Below are 16665 nucleotides of genomic sequence, written 5' to 3'. Positions count from 1 at the left end.
CCTTGCCGTTCTTCCCTTCGATGCCGGACGACGCGGGACCCCGGACCGTCTTCAAGAGCCGTCCCGACATCTATCGGCACTGGTCCGAGATGAGCCAGGCGCTGATGAAGGGTGACAGTCCGCTCAGCGACGCCGAGCGCGAGCTAGTTCTCGCCTACGCCGCGGGCGTGGCGGAGTGCGAGTTCGTCGCCGGCGCGCACGCCCAGGTCGCCTACCAGCTCGGTATCGAGGAAGGACTTGTCGAGCGGGCGGTCGACGACCTGGAGGCCGCACCGGTGTCCGCGAAGCTGCGTCCGCTCCTCGCCTTTGTTCGCCGTCTGATGCTCGAACCCGGCACCGTCTCGCAGGCGGATGCCGACGCGGTGTTTGCCGCGGGATGGAACGAGACCGCGCTGCACGACGCGATCGCCGTCACCGCGCGCGCCGCCTTCATGCAGCGGATCGTCCAGGGCCACGGTTTCGTGCCGCTGTCAAAGGAGGAGGCGGAACATCGGGCAAAGGAGCGGGCGGCGCTCGGCTACGTCAAGATCTTCCCGGAGTTCGGCAATGGCGGCTGACGGCGGTCCGAGGACGATCGTCGAGAAGATACTGGACGCGCATACCGTCCATGAGGAGGGCGGCCGGCGCCTGATCTACATCGACCGCCTGCTCGTCGCCGACACCGCGCTCTCCGCCTTCCGTGCCCTGGCAGCGAGGGGCGAGACCATGCGGCGGCCCGGCCAGGCGCTGCTCGTCCCCGACCATTATGTGCCGAGCGGGTCGGACACGGCGGATCGGCTGGACGCGGGCGCCAGACGGCAGCTCGAGGACGTTCAGGACGCAGGCGAGAAGCTCGGTGTCGGCGTCGTCCGGCTCGGCGATCCGCGGCGCGGCATCCAGCACGTCACCGCCGCCGAGCAGGCGTTCGCGCAGCCGGGCATCGTGCTCGCGGCGGTCGATTCGCATACCACGACGCAAGGCGCGCTCGGCGCGTTCGCCTTCAGCCTGGGCACCGACCTGCCGCATGCGCTCGCCACTCAGTGCGCGTGGCTGAAGCCGCCGCGCATGATGCTGGTACGGCTGGAGGGCCGGCTTCGTCCCGGCGTCGTCGCCAAGGACGTCGCCCTCGCCCTGGTGGCGATGCTGGGTGCCGGCGGGGCGACGGGTCACGCCGTCGAGTTCGGCGGAACCGCGATCGCCGACATGTCGCCAGAGGCGCGCGCCACGATCTGCAACATGTCGGTGGAGATGGGAGCCGCCGTCGGCATCGTCGCCCCCGACGCGCGCACGGAGGCCTATCTGAAGGGCAGGCCGATGGCGCCCAATGGAGCCGACTGGGATCGCGCGACGGCGCAGTGGCGGACGCTGCCGTCGGACGAGGGCGCCTCCTACGACATCGTACACGTGCTCGACGTCGGCGACGTGGCGCCGATGGTTACCTGGGGCAACAGCGCGGACACGGCGCTGCCCGTCACCGGTCGAGTCCCCGATCCAGCCGACGAGCCGATCGAGGAACGACGCGTGTCGATGCTGCGATCGCTCGCCTATATGGGTCTTGCGGCGGGCGCCCCCCTCGACGGCATGCCGGTCGATCAGGTGTTCATCGGGTCCTGTACCAACGCCCGGATCGAGGATCTGCGCGCGGCCGCGTCGGTCCTGCGCGGCCGGCGCGTCGCGGTGCCGACACTGGTCGTGCCCGGATCGGGCCTCGTGCGCGAGGCGGCGGAGCGGGAGGGCATCGCCGATGTCTTCCTTTCGGCGGGTGCGCGCTGGGGCGAAGCGGGCTGCTCGATGTGCGTCTCGATGAACGGCGACATCGTCGCGCCCGGTGCCAGGTGCGCGTCGACGTCGAACCGGAACCACATGGGGCGTCAGGGCAGGGGCAGCCGCACGCACCTCGTGTCGCCGCCCATGGCGGCGGCGGCCGCCGTCGCGGGTCGCATCGTTGACGTGCGCACCGTGTCGGCAGCCTGACATGGAGCCGTTCGGCCGTCTCGACGCCGTCGCCGCGCCGCTCGGCGTCGACGATCTCGACACCGACCAAGTGTTTCCCGCGCGCTTCTTCAGTCGCGATCGACGGGACGGCGGCTATGGCCAATACTTTCTGCACGATCTGCGGTTCGATCGGGAAGGAAGGAAGCAGGCGGACTTCGTCCTCAATGACCCGAATTACGCCGGCACCCGCATCCTGGTGGCGGCGGCCAATTATGGCTGCGGGTCGGGCCGACCGGGCGCGGTGTTCTCGCATCTCGACTTCGGGATCAGGGCGGTCGTCGCGGAGAGCTTCGGGCCGGTGTTCTCGGCGGTCGCCTACAAGTCCGGCCTGCTCGCGATCGCTCTCGATCACGACGTGGTCGCCGCGCTGAGGGACGAGGTGGAAACGGCGCCCGGCTCCCGGCTGACGATCGACCTGCCGGCGCAACGCATCGCCAGTCCCGGCGGCATCGACGTCCGCTTCCAGGTCGATCCCTTCGTCAAGCGCATCGTCGCCGACGGCGTCACCGAGGTCGAACTGACCCTTGGCATGGCCGACGCCATCGCGACGATGGAGGCCAGACGCCGCGCCGAGGCGCCCTGGCTGTTCGGCCGGGACTGACGACCCGGCCGAGGCCGGATCCTAGATGCCGTCCTCCTCGAAGACCTTCTTGGCGACCCTGAAGCAGCCAAACGCCGCCGGCACGCCGAGATAGATCGCCACCTGCAGGAAGCATTCCCGCAGCTCGACCTTGGAGACGCCGTTCTTCAGGGCGCCGCGGATATGCGCGGCGAGCTCGTCCGGCCGGTTCGCGCCGGCCAGCATGCCGATGTTGAGGAGGCTGCGGCTGCGTCGATCGAGCTCGTCGCGGCTCCAGATCGTGCCCCAGCAATATTCGGTCACCAGCTCCTGCATCGGCATGGTGAAGTCGTCGGCGTTCTTGACGAGGTCGAGGACGTGGTCGCCCACCACCTCGCGCCGCACCTGCATGCCCTTGTCGAAGAGTTCCTTGTTCATGTCGTTATACTCCCTTGCTGACGGGCCGGGCGTGCAGGTCGATGCCCGCCTGCCTGCCGATCACGTTCACGATGTCGTCCAAATTGGCCTCCGGCCCCTCCTCGTTGAGGGCGGTCTGCAGCATGCCGCGCGTGAGTTGGCCGAACGCGAGCGGAACGCCGCTCTCGATTGCGAGCGTGTTCGCGAGGTTCACATCCTTCAGCATAAGCGCGAGCGCGAACCGCGCGTGGACCTCGCCGCGGACCAGGGCGGGCAGCATGTTCTCGCTGGTCCGCGTTCGGGCGCCGCCGGCATTCAGCACGTCCGTGATGACGGCGAGATCGAGACCGTTGCGCATGCCCAGCGCCGCCGCCTCGAGCGTCGCGAAGCGCGCGCCCATGGTCACGGTGTTGTTGACGAGCTTCATGACCTGGCCCGAGCCGAGCGGGCCGCAGCGGAAGATGTTGGGGCTAATCGCGCGCAGGATCGGCTCCGCCACCTCCAGGTCGTGATCCGAACCGCCCGTCATGATCGCAATGGTGCCGGCGGCGGCGCCGCCGGGCCCCCCGGACACCGGCGCGTCGACCATCGCCGCGCCGCGCTCCCGAAGCTCGGCGGCCATCAGGCGGGTTTCGCGGGGGTCGCCGCTGGTCTGGTCGATCAAGAGGGCGCCGGATCGGAGCGCGTCGGCGACGCCGCCCCCGTCCAGCAACACCGACCGCACGTCGGCCGACCGCGGCAGGCAGATCATGACGACGTCGCATTCCGCCGCGAGCGCCACCGCCGAGGAGGCGACGGTGGCGCCCAGCTCCGCGAGCGCATGGCAGGCGCCGTCGCTCCGATCGTAGACCAGCAGGGGGTGCGACGTCAGCAGGCGTCCGGCGAGCGCACCGCCCATCGCGCCGAGACCGATATAGCCGACCCGCGGCATTAGCGCAGGGCCTCGTCCGGGCGCGCCGGCATCGCGTCCTCGATGACCATGGCGGCTCCCTTCTCGCCGATCATCACCGTCGGGGCGGCGGTGTTGCCCGAGGTGACGACGGGCATGATCGAGGCGTCGATCACGCGCAGGCGCCGCATGCCGCGCACGCGCAGGCGCTCGTCGACCACCGCCATGTCGTCCGTGCCCATCTTGCAGCTTCCGGCAGGATGAAAGGCACAGTTGCCCTCCCGCTCCATATAGTCGACGAGTTGGGCGTCCGTGGTCGCGTTCGCTCCGGGCACGATCTCGCCGGTCAAGGTCGAGGCCAGCGGCTCACTGGCCATGATCCTGCGCAGGGTCCGCACGCCGGAGAGACTGGCTTCGATATCCTCCGGATCGCTGAGGAAGTTCGGCTGGAATGCGGGCGCCTCCAGCGGGTCGGGCGTGCGCAGCGTCACGGTACCGCGCGACTTGGGGCGAACGCGGTAGACCGAGGCGCTGACCGCGTCGAAGGCGTCGATCGCGGGCTCGCCGGATTGCGTGAAGCCGAAGGTCATCGGGCGGAAGCTGATCTCGAGGTCCGCATAGGCCATGGCCGCGCTGCTCTTCACAAATGCCGCAGCGGTCGACGATCCCAGCGTCAGGTAGCCGCGCCGCATGAACAGATATTGCGCGCCTTGCCAATATTTGCGCAGGCCCGACAGCGAGCGGTTGTAGGAGGCGCTGCGGGTGGACTTCGACTGCACGCGCACGACGAAGTGATCCTGCAGGTTGCGGCCAACGCCGGGCAGATGCGCAACCGTCGGGACACCCATGCGCCTCAGCGCATCGCCATCGCCTATGCCGGACAGGAGAAGGATGTGGGGCGAGCTCAGCGCCCCGCCCGCGATGATGACCTCCCGCCTTGCGCCAAGACGGGTCGCGGCGGCGTCGGCCAGTTCCACACCGGTCGCCTCGTTGCCGTCGAAGGTCACGCGGGCGACGTGCGCGCCGGTCCGGATGACGAGATTGGGCCGGTGGCGGATCGGCGCGACGAAGGCGTCGAAGGCGGTCTGGCGCCGGCCGCCGCGGATGTTGAACTGGAGCAGCCCCACCCCGTCCTGATCGCCGCCGTTCAGGTCGTCGACATGGGGCAGACCGATCGTTTCGGCGGCCTTCACGAATCGGCGGATCGAGGGATGGATCACGACCGGGTCGCTCACCGTCATGGGTCCGTCGCGTCCGTGCAGCGCGTCGGTACCGCGCGCGTTGCTTTCGGAGCGGATGAAATAGGGAAGGACGTCGTTCCAGCTCCAGCCGGGATTGCCGAGTTCGGCCCAGTGGTCGAAATCGCGGCGATCGCCGCGGATGTAGACCATGCCGTTGATCGCGCTGCTGCCGCCCAGCACCTTGCCGCGCGGCCAGTAGAGCCGCCGGTCGCGCAGCGCCGGCACCGGCTCCGTGGTGAAGTTCCAGTTGAACCGCTCGTGGCGGAACATGCGCGCCATCCCCGCGGGCGCGCGGATCCAGAAGTCCTTCGCCTCGGGTCCCGCCTCGATGAGGAGGACGCGCGTGCCCGCATCCTCGGTTAGCCGACGCGCCAGCACGCAACCCGCCGAGCCCGCTCCCACGATGATATAGTCGTAGCTGTCCATGTCTCTCCTGACGCGCCGTGCCGCGCTACGCCGATATGTCGCGGCGGAAGGTCTCCGGCAGGAGCAGGAGGCCGATGATCGCAGCACCTCCCGCGACGACCACGGCGTACCAGAGCCCGAAATAGATGTTGCCCGTCGCCGCGACCATGGCGAATGCCGTCGGCGGGAAGAAGCCGCCGATCCAGCCGTTACCGACATGGTAGGGCAGGGACATGGACGAATAGCGGATGCGGGCCGGGAAGAGTTCGACCAGCAGCGCCGCCAGCGGCCCGAACGCGGCCGCGACGAAAAGGCCGAGGGTCCACAGGATCAGAACGACCATCGGTTTGTTCATCGCGGCAGGGTCGGCCCGCTCGGGGTAGCCGGCGGCGAGCGCCGCGGCGTGAAATCGCTCGCCGAACGCCGCCGCGGCTGCCTTGCGAGCCGGGGCGTCGAGGCCGGAAAGCGGCGGCGTCGACAGCCTGACGCCGCCCACGCTCACCGTCGCCGCGGTGCCAGCGGGAGCGTCGACATTGTCATATGGCACACCCGCCCTGGCGAGCACGGTCTTGGCCACGTCGCAGCCGGTCTCGTCGAAGGTCTTGCGACCGATCGGATCGAATTGGAACGAGCACTCCCGGGGGTCCGCGACGACGACGACGCGCGACGATTGCTGCGCGCGCGCCAGCGCCGGGTTCGCCGCGGCGGTGAGTGCATGGTAGAGCGGGAAGTAGCTGATCGACGCCAGCGCGCAGGCGGTGACGATGATCGGCTTGCGGCCGATGCGGTCGGAGAGCCAGCCGAAGAACGCCATGAACGGTACGGCCAGCGAGAAGCCGATCGTGAACAGGAGGTTCGTGGTCTCGCCGTCCACCTTCAGCGTCTTTTCGAGGAAGAAGATCGCGTAGACCTGCCCGGTATAGCCGATCACCGCCTGCCCCGCGACGGCGCCGAACAGCACGATCAGCACCCATTTGAGGTTGCGCCACTGGCCGAACGATTCCGAGATGGGCGCCTTGGACGTTGTACCCTCGGCCTTCATGCGACGGAAAACCGGGCTTTCGTTCAGTTGCAGGCGGACCCACAGCGACAATGCGAGCATCGCGAGCGAGAGCAGGAAGGGGATGCGCCAGCCCCAGGCGGCGAAGCTCGCCTCGCCGAGCGTGAACCGCACGGAGATGGTGATCACCAGCGACAGGATGAAGCCTAGCGATGCGGTGATCTGGATGAATCCGGTGTAGAGGCCGCGCCGGTTGGCCGGCGCATATTCCGCCACATAGGTCGTGGCGCCGCCATACTCGCCGCCGACCGCCAGCCCCTGCAGCAGGCGCAGGAGCACGAGGATCACCGGTGAGGCGATCCCGATGTTCGCATAGGACGGCAGGATGCCGACGGCGAACGTCGCGATGCCGATGATCGACATCGTCACCAGAAAGGTGTGCTTGCGCCCGACGACATCGCCGATGCGCCCGAAGACGAGGGCGCCGAAGGGTCGGATCGCGAAGCCGGCCGAGAAGGTGGCGAGCGCGAGGATAAAGGCGGTCGTCTCGTTGACGCCGGAGAAGAACGACGCCGAGATGTAGGTGGCGAGCAGGCCGAACAGGTAGAAATCGTAGAATTCCAGCGCCGTGCCGAGCGAGGCGGCGGCGATGACGAGGCGCTGGCTCTGGACGACGTCGACGGATGACGGTTCATCGGCGGCCGCCGTCCGGATCAATGCGTCTTCGCTCGTCGTGGCCATCTTCCCTCCCGCGCGACGTTCCGCCGTCTGCTCCGTCCGACATACGCAAGCACCGTGCCACGCCTGCACGGACGGGCATACGCAGCCGGGGCCGATGAGCCGGCGACGTCGTTCCACCGGATGGTGTGTGCGGCGGGCACCTCGTGTCCATCCGGTGGACAGCAGAGGTCGCATGACGATCGATCGCCCCACCACCGCATCGATGGCATGTCTCTTGCGACACGGCCCTGTAGAAAGCGCCCCGGTCATGGTCCGCGGCCTCAAGGGAGATCGCGGATGCGGACGGGCTTTGTCGGACTTGGCAGGATGGGGGCCGGCATGGCGATGCGTCTGGTCGACGCGGGGATCGAGCTCGACGTGTTCGATCTCGACCAGGCGGCCGCCCAGCCTTTCGTCGAGCGGGGTGCGCGCCTGGCGGCCGACATTCCCGCGCTGGTGCGCGCATGCGACGTGGTGTTCACCTCGCTGCCGGGACCCGCGCAGGTAGAGGCGGTCGCGATGGGTCCAGGCGGGATACTGGAGCATGCGCGCGAGGGCTTCTGCCTGTTCGACCTGTCGACCAGCTCGCGATCGTTGGCGATCCGCATCGCCGCGGCGTTCGCCGAGCGCGGGGCGACCATGCTCGATGCGCCGGTGAGCGGCGGGCCGGCTGGAGCAGCCTCCGGCGAGCTGGTGATCTGGGTCGGCGGCGACCGCGCCGCCTATGACCGGCATCTCCACCTGCTTCGCGCGATCGCGCGGGATCCGGTCCATGTCGGGGACGTCGGCGCCGGGACGGTGATCAAGCTCGCCCACAACCTGCTCGGCTATTCGATCATGCTCGCCGAGGCCGAGGTCTTCTCGATGGCCGTGAAGGCGGGCGTGGACGCGCTCGACCTGTGGCAGGCGCTGCGGCTCGGCGTCGTCGGCCGCCAGTCCCCGCTCGACATGCTCGTCCGCCAGTTCCTGCCGGGCGACTACGACACGCCGGCGTTCGCGCTGAAGCTGGCGCGCAAGGACGTCGTGCTCGCGACCGAGCTGGCGCGCGAGCTGGAGGTGCCGATGCGCGTCGGTGGGCTGACGCTTGCCGAGATGACCGAGGCGATCGCATCCGGCATGTCGGAACGGGACTCGCGCGCCTATCTCGAGTTGCAGCTGAAGAGGTCGGGCGTGACCATCGCCGTCGAGCCCGCGCGCATAGCCGCCGCTGTCGCATAGACCCCAGGCGAAGCCGATCGGGCGAAGGTCGATCGGACGATCGTCACCGCGCGTCCGGCAGTTGGGGCTAGGCCGGGGCCGTCACGGCGGATTCAAGGCATTGCGAGCGGTCCACGCTGCACCCCGAAGACAAGCAGAGAGCTGGCATAAGGCTTGCTGTTCGAGGAAAACGTCTCGGGAAAGAGGGCCGCCGCCTTGGGTCGGCGGTCCGGGACGGTCGTGCTCTTGGTTCGGGAAGGAAGATGGCGGAATGACGATGACGTGCACGCGCAGGCGGGTGGGTATGATCTCGCTTGCGGCCATGGTCGTCGCGCAAGCGCCGATGACTCCGGCATTCGCGCGAACGCCGCGCATCGTCCAGCCCGTCCTCGGCAGCCGCGGCGTGCCCGTGATCGTGGTCGACGGGCTGAAATTCCGCGACCTGGACCGGGACGGCCGTCTGACCCCCTATGAGGATTGGCGGCGTAGCCCCGAGGCACGCGCGCAGGATCTAGTGTCGCGCATGACCCTGGCCGAGAAGGCCGGTGCGACGATGCACGAGAACCTGCCGGGGCTCGGCGGCGAGCGCGGCGTGTCGAGCGTGGGCTACGATCCCGATCGGGCGCCGCCGCTGATCCTCGACAAGGCGATCACCAGCTTCATCACCCGCTTAGCCGTGACTCCGTTCGTCATGGCCGAGCAGAACAACGCGATGCAGGAGCTGGCCGAGCGGGGACGGCTGGGCATCCCGATCACCTTCAGCTCCGATCCGCGGCATCACTTCCTCATGGTGCAGGGACAGAGCGTCAGCACCGTGGGCTATTCGCGCTGGCCCGAATCGCTCGGCTTCGCCGCCCTGCGCGACCCCGCCCTCATGCGTCGGTTCGCCGACATCGCCCGCCGCGAATACCGAGCGACCGGCATCCAGCAGGCGCTGTCGCCGCAGGCCGATCTGTTCACCGATCCGCGCTGGGCGCGTGGCTATGGCGGCTTCGGGGCCGACGCCGCGCTCTCCCGCGCCATGACGGAGGCCTATGTCGCCGGCTTCCAGGGCGGCACGGACGGGCTCCGATCTGACGGCGTGCTCGCCACCGTTAAGCATTGGGTGGCGTATGGCGCGTCCATCAATGGCCTGGACGGCCACAATTACTATGGCCGCCTGGCGAAGGTGGACGCGCGCTCGTTCCGGCAGCATATCGAGCCCTTCACGGGGGCCTTCGCGGCGCATGTCGGTGCCGTCATGCCCACCTACGACATCGTCGAGGGGGCGACCGTCGGCGGCAAGCCCGTCGAACCAGTCGGCGCGGGCTTCAACCGGCAGATCCTGACCGACCTGCTGCGGGGCACCTACCGCTTCAAGGGCATCATCCTGTCGGACTGGGCCATCACCAACGACTGCACGCCCGCATGCCTCGCGCCGACGGCGGCGGCGCCCCAGAAGGCGACGGACCTCGCTATGCCGTGGGGCGTCGAGAAGCTCACCAGGATCGAGCGCTTCGCCAAGGGCATGAACGCCGGCATCGACCAGTTCGGCGGCGTCGCCGAGCCCGAGCTGATCGTGCGCGCGGTGGAGCGGGGGCTCATCCCCGTCGCGCGTCTGGATGACGCGGTGACGCGGATCATGACCGCCAAGTTCCAGCTCGGGCTGTTCGACGATCCGTTCGTCGATCCCGCCGTCGCCCGGCGCGTCGTCAATCCGCCGGCGGTGCTGGCGGAATCGACCCGGCTCCAGGCCGAGGCTCAGGTCCTGCTCAAGGATGCCTCCCGCCTGTTGCCGCTGAAGCCGGGAACGCGCGTCTACCTGCGTGGCGTCGACCCGGCCGCCGTGCGCCGCGCGGGGCTGGTGCCCGTGGATGCGGTCGAGCAGGCGCAGGTGGCGCTATCGCGCGCCGCGACGCCGTTCGAGACGCTTCACCCCTATCATCGCATCGGTGCCAACCAGCATGAGGGGCGGCTCGACTTCCGCCCCGGAAATCCCGATCTCGACGCGGTGCAGCGCCTCTCGGCGAAGGTCCCCGTCGTGGTGGCGATCTTCTTGGACCGCCCGGCGGTTCTGGGGCCGATGCAGGACGCGGCCAGCGTCATCCTCGGCAATTTCGGCGTCTCCGACGACGGGCTGCTCGCCGCCGTGACGGGATCGGTGCCGCCGCGCGGGCGCCTGCCGTTCGAGATGCCGTCCTCGATGGCCGCCGTCGAGGCCCAGAACCCTGCCGTGCCGGACGACAGCGTCCATCCGCTCTACCGTTTCGGCGCGGGGATCATGCCGGGGCGCCGCCCGCGCCGCTGATCATGCGCGCCGCGGCGGCGCTGCCGGTCACGGCGGTGCAGCCTGCTGCGGCACAGCAGGTCGCCTGCCACCCCGTGCTCGCGCCGGTCGGCGGAGCCGCCGAGCCGACCATCGGGCGGGAGTGGCTTCGAAGCTCCTTCCGCCCCCCCGATCGGTTCAGAACCTGACGCGCACGCCGGTGGTGAACTGACGCCCGATGACGTCGTAGAGCGCCTTGTCGGTGGGAGCGACGTTATTCGTGGCCGTCGTGTTCGGAAGCACCGGCGGCTCCACATCGAACAGGTTCTGCACGTTGAAGAACAGCTGGACGCGGTTCTGGTCAAGGATGTCGTAGGTGATGTTGGTGTCGACATAGGTCCGGTTCGGCGACCGGGTGGGGACGCCGGGGCCGAAGACCTCCGTCGTGCCGCGATAGTAGCTCCCCGTGAACCGCTCGTTGAAGCCGATCGAGAAGCGGCCGTTCGTGTAGGTCTGGGTCAGCAGCCCCCGCCATTTGGGCAATCCCCCGAGCAGCGCCGCCGCCTGCACCTTGCCCGCGCGGTGGATCACTGCCTGTCCGGCCGACTGGGTGTCGTACTTGTCCAGATAGTTGACGAACGCGCGAAGCGCGAGGTTTCCGCCGATCGACGGCAGCAGCCCGTCGAGCGCCGTCGTGTAGCCGAGTTCGAAGTCGATACCCTGCGTCTCGAGCCTGGCGAGGTTTTCCGGCGATACCAGGATCTGGGTCGGGTAATTGCCCGCGGCGGTGCTCGTCGCGCTGATCGGGCGCACGAGCCGGCTGCAGATGTCGCCGGTCTGGTTGCTCGCCTGACAGGTGGAGGCGATCGATTCGACGCTGAGATCCTGGATCGCGTCCTTGATGTTGATCCGGTACGCATCGATCGTCATCGTCACCCCGGGCAGAAAACGCGGGGTCAGCACGATGCCGAGCACCGTCGTCCGCGCGCGTTCAGGATTGAGATTGGCGTTGCCCGAGGTGGTGACCAGGAGCGTGTTCGCGACGCCGGTGAGATAGTCGCTATAAGCGGCGGTGGCGACGTTCGCTCCGGCGAACAGGGAATAGAGCGACGGTGCGGCGATGTCGCGCGAATAGGTCCCGCGCAACCGGATGTCGCTGATCGGTGCCCAGACCAGACCTGCCTTGTAGGTCGTCACCCCGCCGCTGGTGCGGTAGTGCGTGTAGCGACCGGCCAGGTTCAATTCCAGGGTCTGGGCGAACGGCTGATCCTTGAAGATCGGGACAAGCAGTTCGCCATAGCCCTCCTTGACCGTCTGCGACCCCGATGCGAGGCCTACGTTGGTCACCAGATACGACAGCGCACCCGACGGCACACCGCGGACCGACGGATTGGCCGCGTTGGTGTTGCCGAAATAGGCGTCGCGGTAACCCGCCGCCGAAAAGACCGCGGGATCGGCGTTGCTGGTCTGATCGAGCTTCTGCTCGCGATACTCGCCGCCGAGCGCGATCGACACCGCGCCCGCTGGCAGCTGGAACAGCTCGCCGGTGACGTTGGCATTGGCGTACCATAGGCGGTTCAGGATCTGCGACTTCGAATCCTGCCGGACGAACGCGAACGCCTCGGGGCTGACATTGCCTTCGCCGAGGATGTTGATCGGAACGCAACCGGGCACCAGCGTCGGGTTCACGAGCGTGACGCGGCAGACGATCCGTCCGTTCGGTGTTCCGGTCGCGAACTGGCCGGCATCGACGGCGTCGACCGCGGCGAAGTAGTTGCGGCTGTTCAGCTCGTTGGCGGAAAGGTTGTACTTGGATCGACCGTTGACGTAGTTCACGTCCCATTTCCAGCTGCCGCCGAAGTCGCCCTTGAAGCCCGCCTCTATGTCGCGGAAGTTGACCACGGTCCGCTGCGTCATCTGTGGCAGGTCGGTAAAGGCCCGGCCCACGACGATGCCGGTCGCGGGGATGAGCGCGCGCTGAGCGGCGGTAAGATTGAGATAGGGATTGTCGGCGAAGATCGTCGCACGGCGGGCGGCGTTGCCGACCGGGTTGCTGCTGATCGAGGTGTTGCCGCTGGTCTCCGACCGGGCGTAGCTGCCCTGCGCGTAGAATTGCAGTCTGTCGGTGATGTCGATCAGGCCGCGACCGAACGCCTGGTCGGTCTTGAGGCGGGCGACGAGCGCGATCGTGTCGCGATCGCCGAACGTCGACCCGTCGCCGCCGATGTCGCGCGTGGCGTTGGCGGTCGCGGTGCCCCGCACGAAGGGGACGAGCGTCCCGTTCGGGGCGAACCGCGTGCGGGTATAGCCGGGAAAGATGGTCGAAAGCGGCCCGGCGGTCACGACGCCGCCCGACGTGGCATCGTTGGAACGCCCGTTGGGGATCAGCTGGATGGGATTCGCGGTCGACCCTGTCGCTGCGGTGAGGATCGGCGCATACGGCGCCCATCGGCGGGTGAAGAGATTGCGCAGGCCGTCCGAGTCGAACCGCTCGTAGCTGCCGATCAGGTGAATGCGCTCCCCGATCGCGCCGCCCGCGGCGACGCCGACGCGGTAGTTGAAATTGTCACCCTTGTCGGAAATGCCGTCCTGCACCACCGCCTTGATGCCCTTGAACCGCTCGTCGAGCACGAAGTTGACGACGCCAGTGACCGCGTCGGACCCGTAGGCGGCGGAGGCACCCCCGGTCACGACGTCGACGCGGCTGACGAGCAGGTTAGGAATGACGTTCGTGTCGACCGCGTTGCCGATCGTCGTCGGCGGCACGCGCGATCCGTTCAGCAGCACGAGCACGCGGTCGCTGCCGAGGCTGCGCAGGTTGAGGAAATTGCCCGTCCGGTTGGCGGTTCCCGCCGCCTGGAACGAAGCGCCGCTGGCCTGATTGCTGGAGTTCGCGAAGATCGGCAGCTTGTTGAGCGCGTCGGGGATGTTGCTGGGCGCGGTCTGCTGCAATGCCGCGGCGGTGACGACGGTGACGGGGGTGGGCGCCCGCGACCCGTCGCGGACGATGCGCGACCCGGTCACCACGATATCGGTGGCCGGCTGCGTATCGTCGCTGGCCTGGTCGCCGTGGACCGGCTGTTGCGGTGAGGATTCGGGCGTCGCGGACGCCGGTTGCAGCTGGTCCTCACCCGCGGTCGCCTGCGAGGGGGTGGACGTCCGCGCAGGCGCTGCCTGATCGGCGGCTACCTGCGCCTGTGCGATGCTGCCGTAGGAAACACATGCGGCCAGGACGGCCGTCAACTTCACGCTCTTCATCTATCAATTCCCCCAGTCCTCCGGATGTTTCCGGAAGTCGCGGGCGCTGATGCAAGCGACGGGCCAACGGACAGGAAGAGATAGTTCCGATGCGGTCTAAAGCGAAATGGCTGCCAAGTGTTCGTCAATGCGACAGCCGGTGTCCCTGCGCGCGACAACATATCGGCGTCGCGACGAGCGGCTGCCGCGCACGACACGGTCATGTACCGGTCGCACGGTGGCTAGGCGGGGTCAGGCTGGCGAAATGCCCAGGGCGCCCATGTCGATGCGATAGGTGCGCGCGGCGGTCGCGTGGAACAGGTCCGCCTTCTCCGACGGCGAGCAGCCGGCGACGATCAGCTTGAGCGCGTTCCACAGCGGAACGAAGCCGGCGGACCTGGCGTCCGGCGGATAGTTGCTCTCCATCATGCAACGCTTCGACCCGAACAGCTCGATCGCGGTCTCGACATAGGGCCGCCATGTCGCGGCGAGTTCCCGATGGTCGTTCGGGTCCGATCGGGTATCCAGGCCCAGGCCCCAGAACGGCATGCCGAGACCGCCCACCTTGCACTGGATGTTCGGCCTTCTCGCGGCCTCCGCGAGCCGCTCGCGCCATGACGCGAACAGCGCCGATCTCTCCTCGCGATCCATGTCGAGCCCCATCGCGACGGTCATGTGGTTGAGGATGATCGTCGTGTCGGGGAACGCGTCGGCCAGCTCCATGATCGCCGGAAGCTGGAGGTGGAACCCGCTGGCGTCGAAGCTGAGGCCGTTGGGCGCCAGCCGGCCGAACCCCTCCCGGAACAGCGGATGCTCGTAGGTGCCCGTCGGCGGTCGTCCCGCCATGAAGAACTTCCAGGGAGCGTCGCTCGGATGCTCCATGACGCTCTGCCGGATGCCGCGGAAGCGTTCGGGCGCGGTGTCGCGCGCGCGCTGGAGCAGTTCGTCGACCGCCGCGCCGAGGCGGAGGTCGGCATGGCCGACGATGGCGGCGCAGGCATGCAGATCGCCGTAGTGGCCGCTGGCGCTCATTGCCGCCACGCCGTTGGCGAACTCGATCTCGCCGAGCGGGCGCAGGACCTCGGGACCGTCCGGGCGCATGAAGCTGCGCGTCTCGACGTAGACGGACGCGACGATCCGATGGCCGGCGGTGGCGTCCTCCAGATAGTCCTCGAACATGTAGCGCAGCTGCGGAAGATCGAAGAGGTGGAAGTGGGCGTCGATGATCGGCAGCTCGGGTTCGAGGATCGTCTCGTCACGGCCCTCCAGTCGCTTCGTCACGCGCTAGCTCCCTTCCCCGTCATGCCCGCCCGCCGCGGCGGAAGACCGTCTTGGTGACCAGATAGCTGTCGAGCGACTCCTCTCCGCCCTCGGTGCCGACGCCGCTCTCGCGATGGCCGCCGAAAGGCGCCTCGGCACCCGGCGTCTGAATGACGTTGATCGATACCGATCCGGCGACCAGTTCCCGCTCCAGCCGGTCGGCGCGATCGGGATCGTTGGTGAAGGCGTAGGCGGCCAGGCCGAGCGGCAGCCCGTTTGCGATCGCCGTGGCCTCGTCCATGTCGTCGACGGCGACGCACGCGGCGACGGGCCCGAACGGCTCGTCGTGCATGATCCTGGCCTCCGGCGGCACGTCGGCGAGCACGGTGGGCGCGTAGAAGAAGCCCGCATTGCCCAGGCGCTCGCCGCCCGTTGCCACCCTCGCGCCGTGCGACACCGCGTCCTTGACGAGCGCGTCGACCGACGCGAGCCGCCGTGCGTTGATGACCGGTCCCATGAAGACGCCGTCGGCGAAGCCGTCCCCGACCGGCAATGCGGCGGCACCGGCGGCAAACCGCTCGACGAAGTCGCCATAGACCTCGCGATGGACGAGGAAGCGCGAGGGCGAGACGCATATCTGCCCTGCCATGCGGAAGGCCCATTCCGCCGACGTTCGCGCGACGGCCTCGACGTCGACATCGCGGTCGACGAGCACGGGGGCATGCCCGCCCAGTTCCATGAGGACCGGCTTCATGCCGTCGGCAGCGAGACGGGTGAGATGCTTGCCGACCGCCACCGATCCGGTGAGCGTGACCATCCGGATGATCGGGGAGGCGAGGAGGTGCGCCGAGATCGTCGCCGGGTCGCCGAACACGATGTTTAGCACCCCGGCGGGCAGGCCGGCGTCCATGAAGCATTGCGCGAACAGGCAGGTCGTCGCCGGCGTCTCCTCGGCGGGCTTCATCACGACCGAGCAGCCGGCGGCCAGCGCGCCGCTGAGCTTGCGCGAGGGCGAGCTGATGGGCACGTTCCACGGCGTGAACGCCGCCACGGGCCCGACCGGCTCGCGCACGACCGTCTGCGTGACCGGCGGATCGGTCGGCACCACCCGCCCATAGGTCCGTCGCGCCTGCTCGGCGTCCCAGTCGAGGAACGTCGCCGCCCGCATCACCTCGCCGGTCGCGTCGGCGACGGACTTGCCCTGCTCCATCGAGAGGACCGGCGCGATCTCGGAGACGCGGTCGCGCACCAAGGAAGCCGCGCGATGCAGAATCGCGGCGCGCGCGCTCGCGGGCGTGTTGCGCCAGACCGCAAACCCGCCCTCGGCGGCGTCGAGCGCGCGGTCGAGGTCCGCGATGGTGGCGCCCGGCACCGGGCCGAGCACGGTCTCGTCGCTGGGATTGACCACCAGGTGGCACGGCGCCCGGTCGCGGACCCATTCGCCATCGATCAGGAGCCCGACCAGCGGGTAAGGGGGGCGCGAAAATCCCTCGGGAGCGCGCAGGAGGGGTTTTTCCATCA

12 protein-coding genes are annotated in these 16665 nt (G+C 68.7%); 5 read left to right on the top strand and 7 right to left on the bottom strand.

Going from position 1 to position 16665, the window contains the following annotated elements:
- Nucleotides 1–20: 20 nt before the first annotated feature.
- Genes AC07U4_RS22585 through leuD form a run of 3 tightly spaced genes read left to right on the top strand, consistent with a single transcriptional unit; the run spans nt 21 to nt 2575 of the window.
- Nucleotides 21–557 (top strand): carboxymuconolactone decarboxylase family protein, encoded by a 537-nt coding sequence (locus tag AC07U4_RS22585; protein WP_495197200.1) that lies wholly within the window; start codon nt 21–23, stop codon nt 555–557.
- Nucleotides 547–1953, top strand: coding sequence for a 3-isopropylmalate dehydratase large subunit (locus tag AC07U4_RS22580; protein WP_495197199.1), 1407 nt, complete (start codon nt 547–549; stop codon nt 1951–1953). The genes AC07U4_RS22585 and AC07U4_RS22580 overlap by 11 nt, the downstream gene beginning before the upstream one ends.
- A gap of 1 nt (nt 1954) precedes the next feature.
- A complete protein-coding gene (gene leuD, locus AC07U4_RS22575) occupies nt 1955–2575 on the top strand; it encodes a 3-isopropylmalate dehydratase small subunit (RefSeq protein WP_495197198.1) in 621 nt (206 codons plus the stop codon).
- A gap of 21 nt (nt 2576–2596) precedes the next feature.
- Here leuD and AC07U4_RS22570 read toward each other — a convergent pair whose 3' ends face one another.
- The 4 genes from AC07U4_RS22570 to AC07U4_RS22555 are packed head-to-tail and all read right to left on the bottom strand — an operon-like array spanning nt 2597 to nt 7226.
- On the bottom strand, nt 2597–2971 hold the full coding sequence (locus AC07U4_RS22570) for a carboxymuconolactone decarboxylase family protein (protein ID WP_495197197.1): 375 nt from the start codon (nt 2969–2971) through the stop codon (nt 2597–2599).
- Between the two features lie 4 nt (nt 2972–2975).
- The gene (locus AC07U4_RS22565) at nt 2976–3881 is read right to left on the bottom strand and encodes an NAD(P)-dependent oxidoreductase (RefSeq protein WP_495197196.1); all 906 of its coding nucleotides are present in this window, start codon (nt 3879–3881) and stop codon (nt 2976–2978) included.
- Nucleotides 3881–5506, bottom strand: coding sequence for a GMC family oxidoreductase (locus tag AC07U4_RS22560; protein ID WP_495197195.1), 1626 nt, complete (start codon nt 5504–5506; stop codon nt 3881–3883). The genes AC07U4_RS22565 and AC07U4_RS22560 overlap by 1 nt, the downstream gene beginning before the upstream one ends.
- Nucleotides 5507–5531: 25 nt before the next feature.
- Nucleotides 5532–7226: an MFS transporter gene (locus AC07U4_RS22555; RefSeq protein WP_495197194.1), complete on the bottom strand. Its 1695-nt coding sequence runs from the start codon at nt 7224–7226 to the stop codon at nt 5532–5534.
- Nucleotides 7227–7346: 120 nt separating this feature from the next.
- Here AC07U4_RS22555 and AC07U4_RS22550 point away from each other — a divergent pair, with 120 nt between their 5' ends.
- On the top strand, nt 7347–8423 hold the full coding sequence (locus AC07U4_RS22550) for an NAD(P)-dependent oxidoreductase (RefSeq protein ID WP_495197193.1): 1077 nt from the start codon (nt 7347–7349) through the stop codon (nt 8421–8423).
- A 283-nt stretch (nt 8424–8706) separates the two neighbouring features.
- Entirely contained in the window at nt 8707–10689 is a 1983-nt protein-coding gene (locus tag AC07U4_RS22545; protein ID WP_495197192.1) for a glycoside hydrolase family 3 protein, read from the top strand.
- Between the two features lie 156 nt (nt 10690–10845).
- Here AC07U4_RS22545 and AC07U4_RS22540 read toward each other — a convergent pair whose 3' ends face one another.
- The 3 genes from AC07U4_RS22540 to AC07U4_RS22530 form a co-directional block, all read right to left on the bottom strand.
- The gene (locus AC07U4_RS22540) at nt 10846–13890 is read right to left on the bottom strand and encodes a TonB-dependent receptor domain-containing protein (RefSeq protein WP_495197191.1); all 3045 of its coding nucleotides are present in this window, start codon (nt 13888–13890) and stop codon (nt 10846–10848) included.
- 246 nt (nt 13891–14136) lie between these two features.
- The gene (locus AC07U4_RS22535; RefSeq protein ID WP_495197190.1) at nt 14137–15165 is read right to left on the bottom strand and encodes an amidohydrolase family protein; all 1029 of its coding nucleotides are present in this window, start codon (nt 15163–15165) and stop codon (nt 14137–14139) included.
- A 19-nt stretch (nt 15166–15184) separates the two neighbouring features.
- Complete coding sequence (locus AC07U4_RS22530; RefSeq protein WP_495197189.1) at nt 15185–16663, bottom strand: NAD-dependent succinate-semialdehyde dehydrogenase; 1479 nt, start codon at nt 16661–16663, stop codon at nt 15185–15187.
- Between the last annotated feature and the right edge of the window lie 2 nt (nt 16664–16665).

Source organism: Sphingomonas sp. GW821-FHT02B09 (genome assembly GCF_059421875.1).
This window is presented reverse-complemented; position numbering and strand designations above follow the sequence as displayed.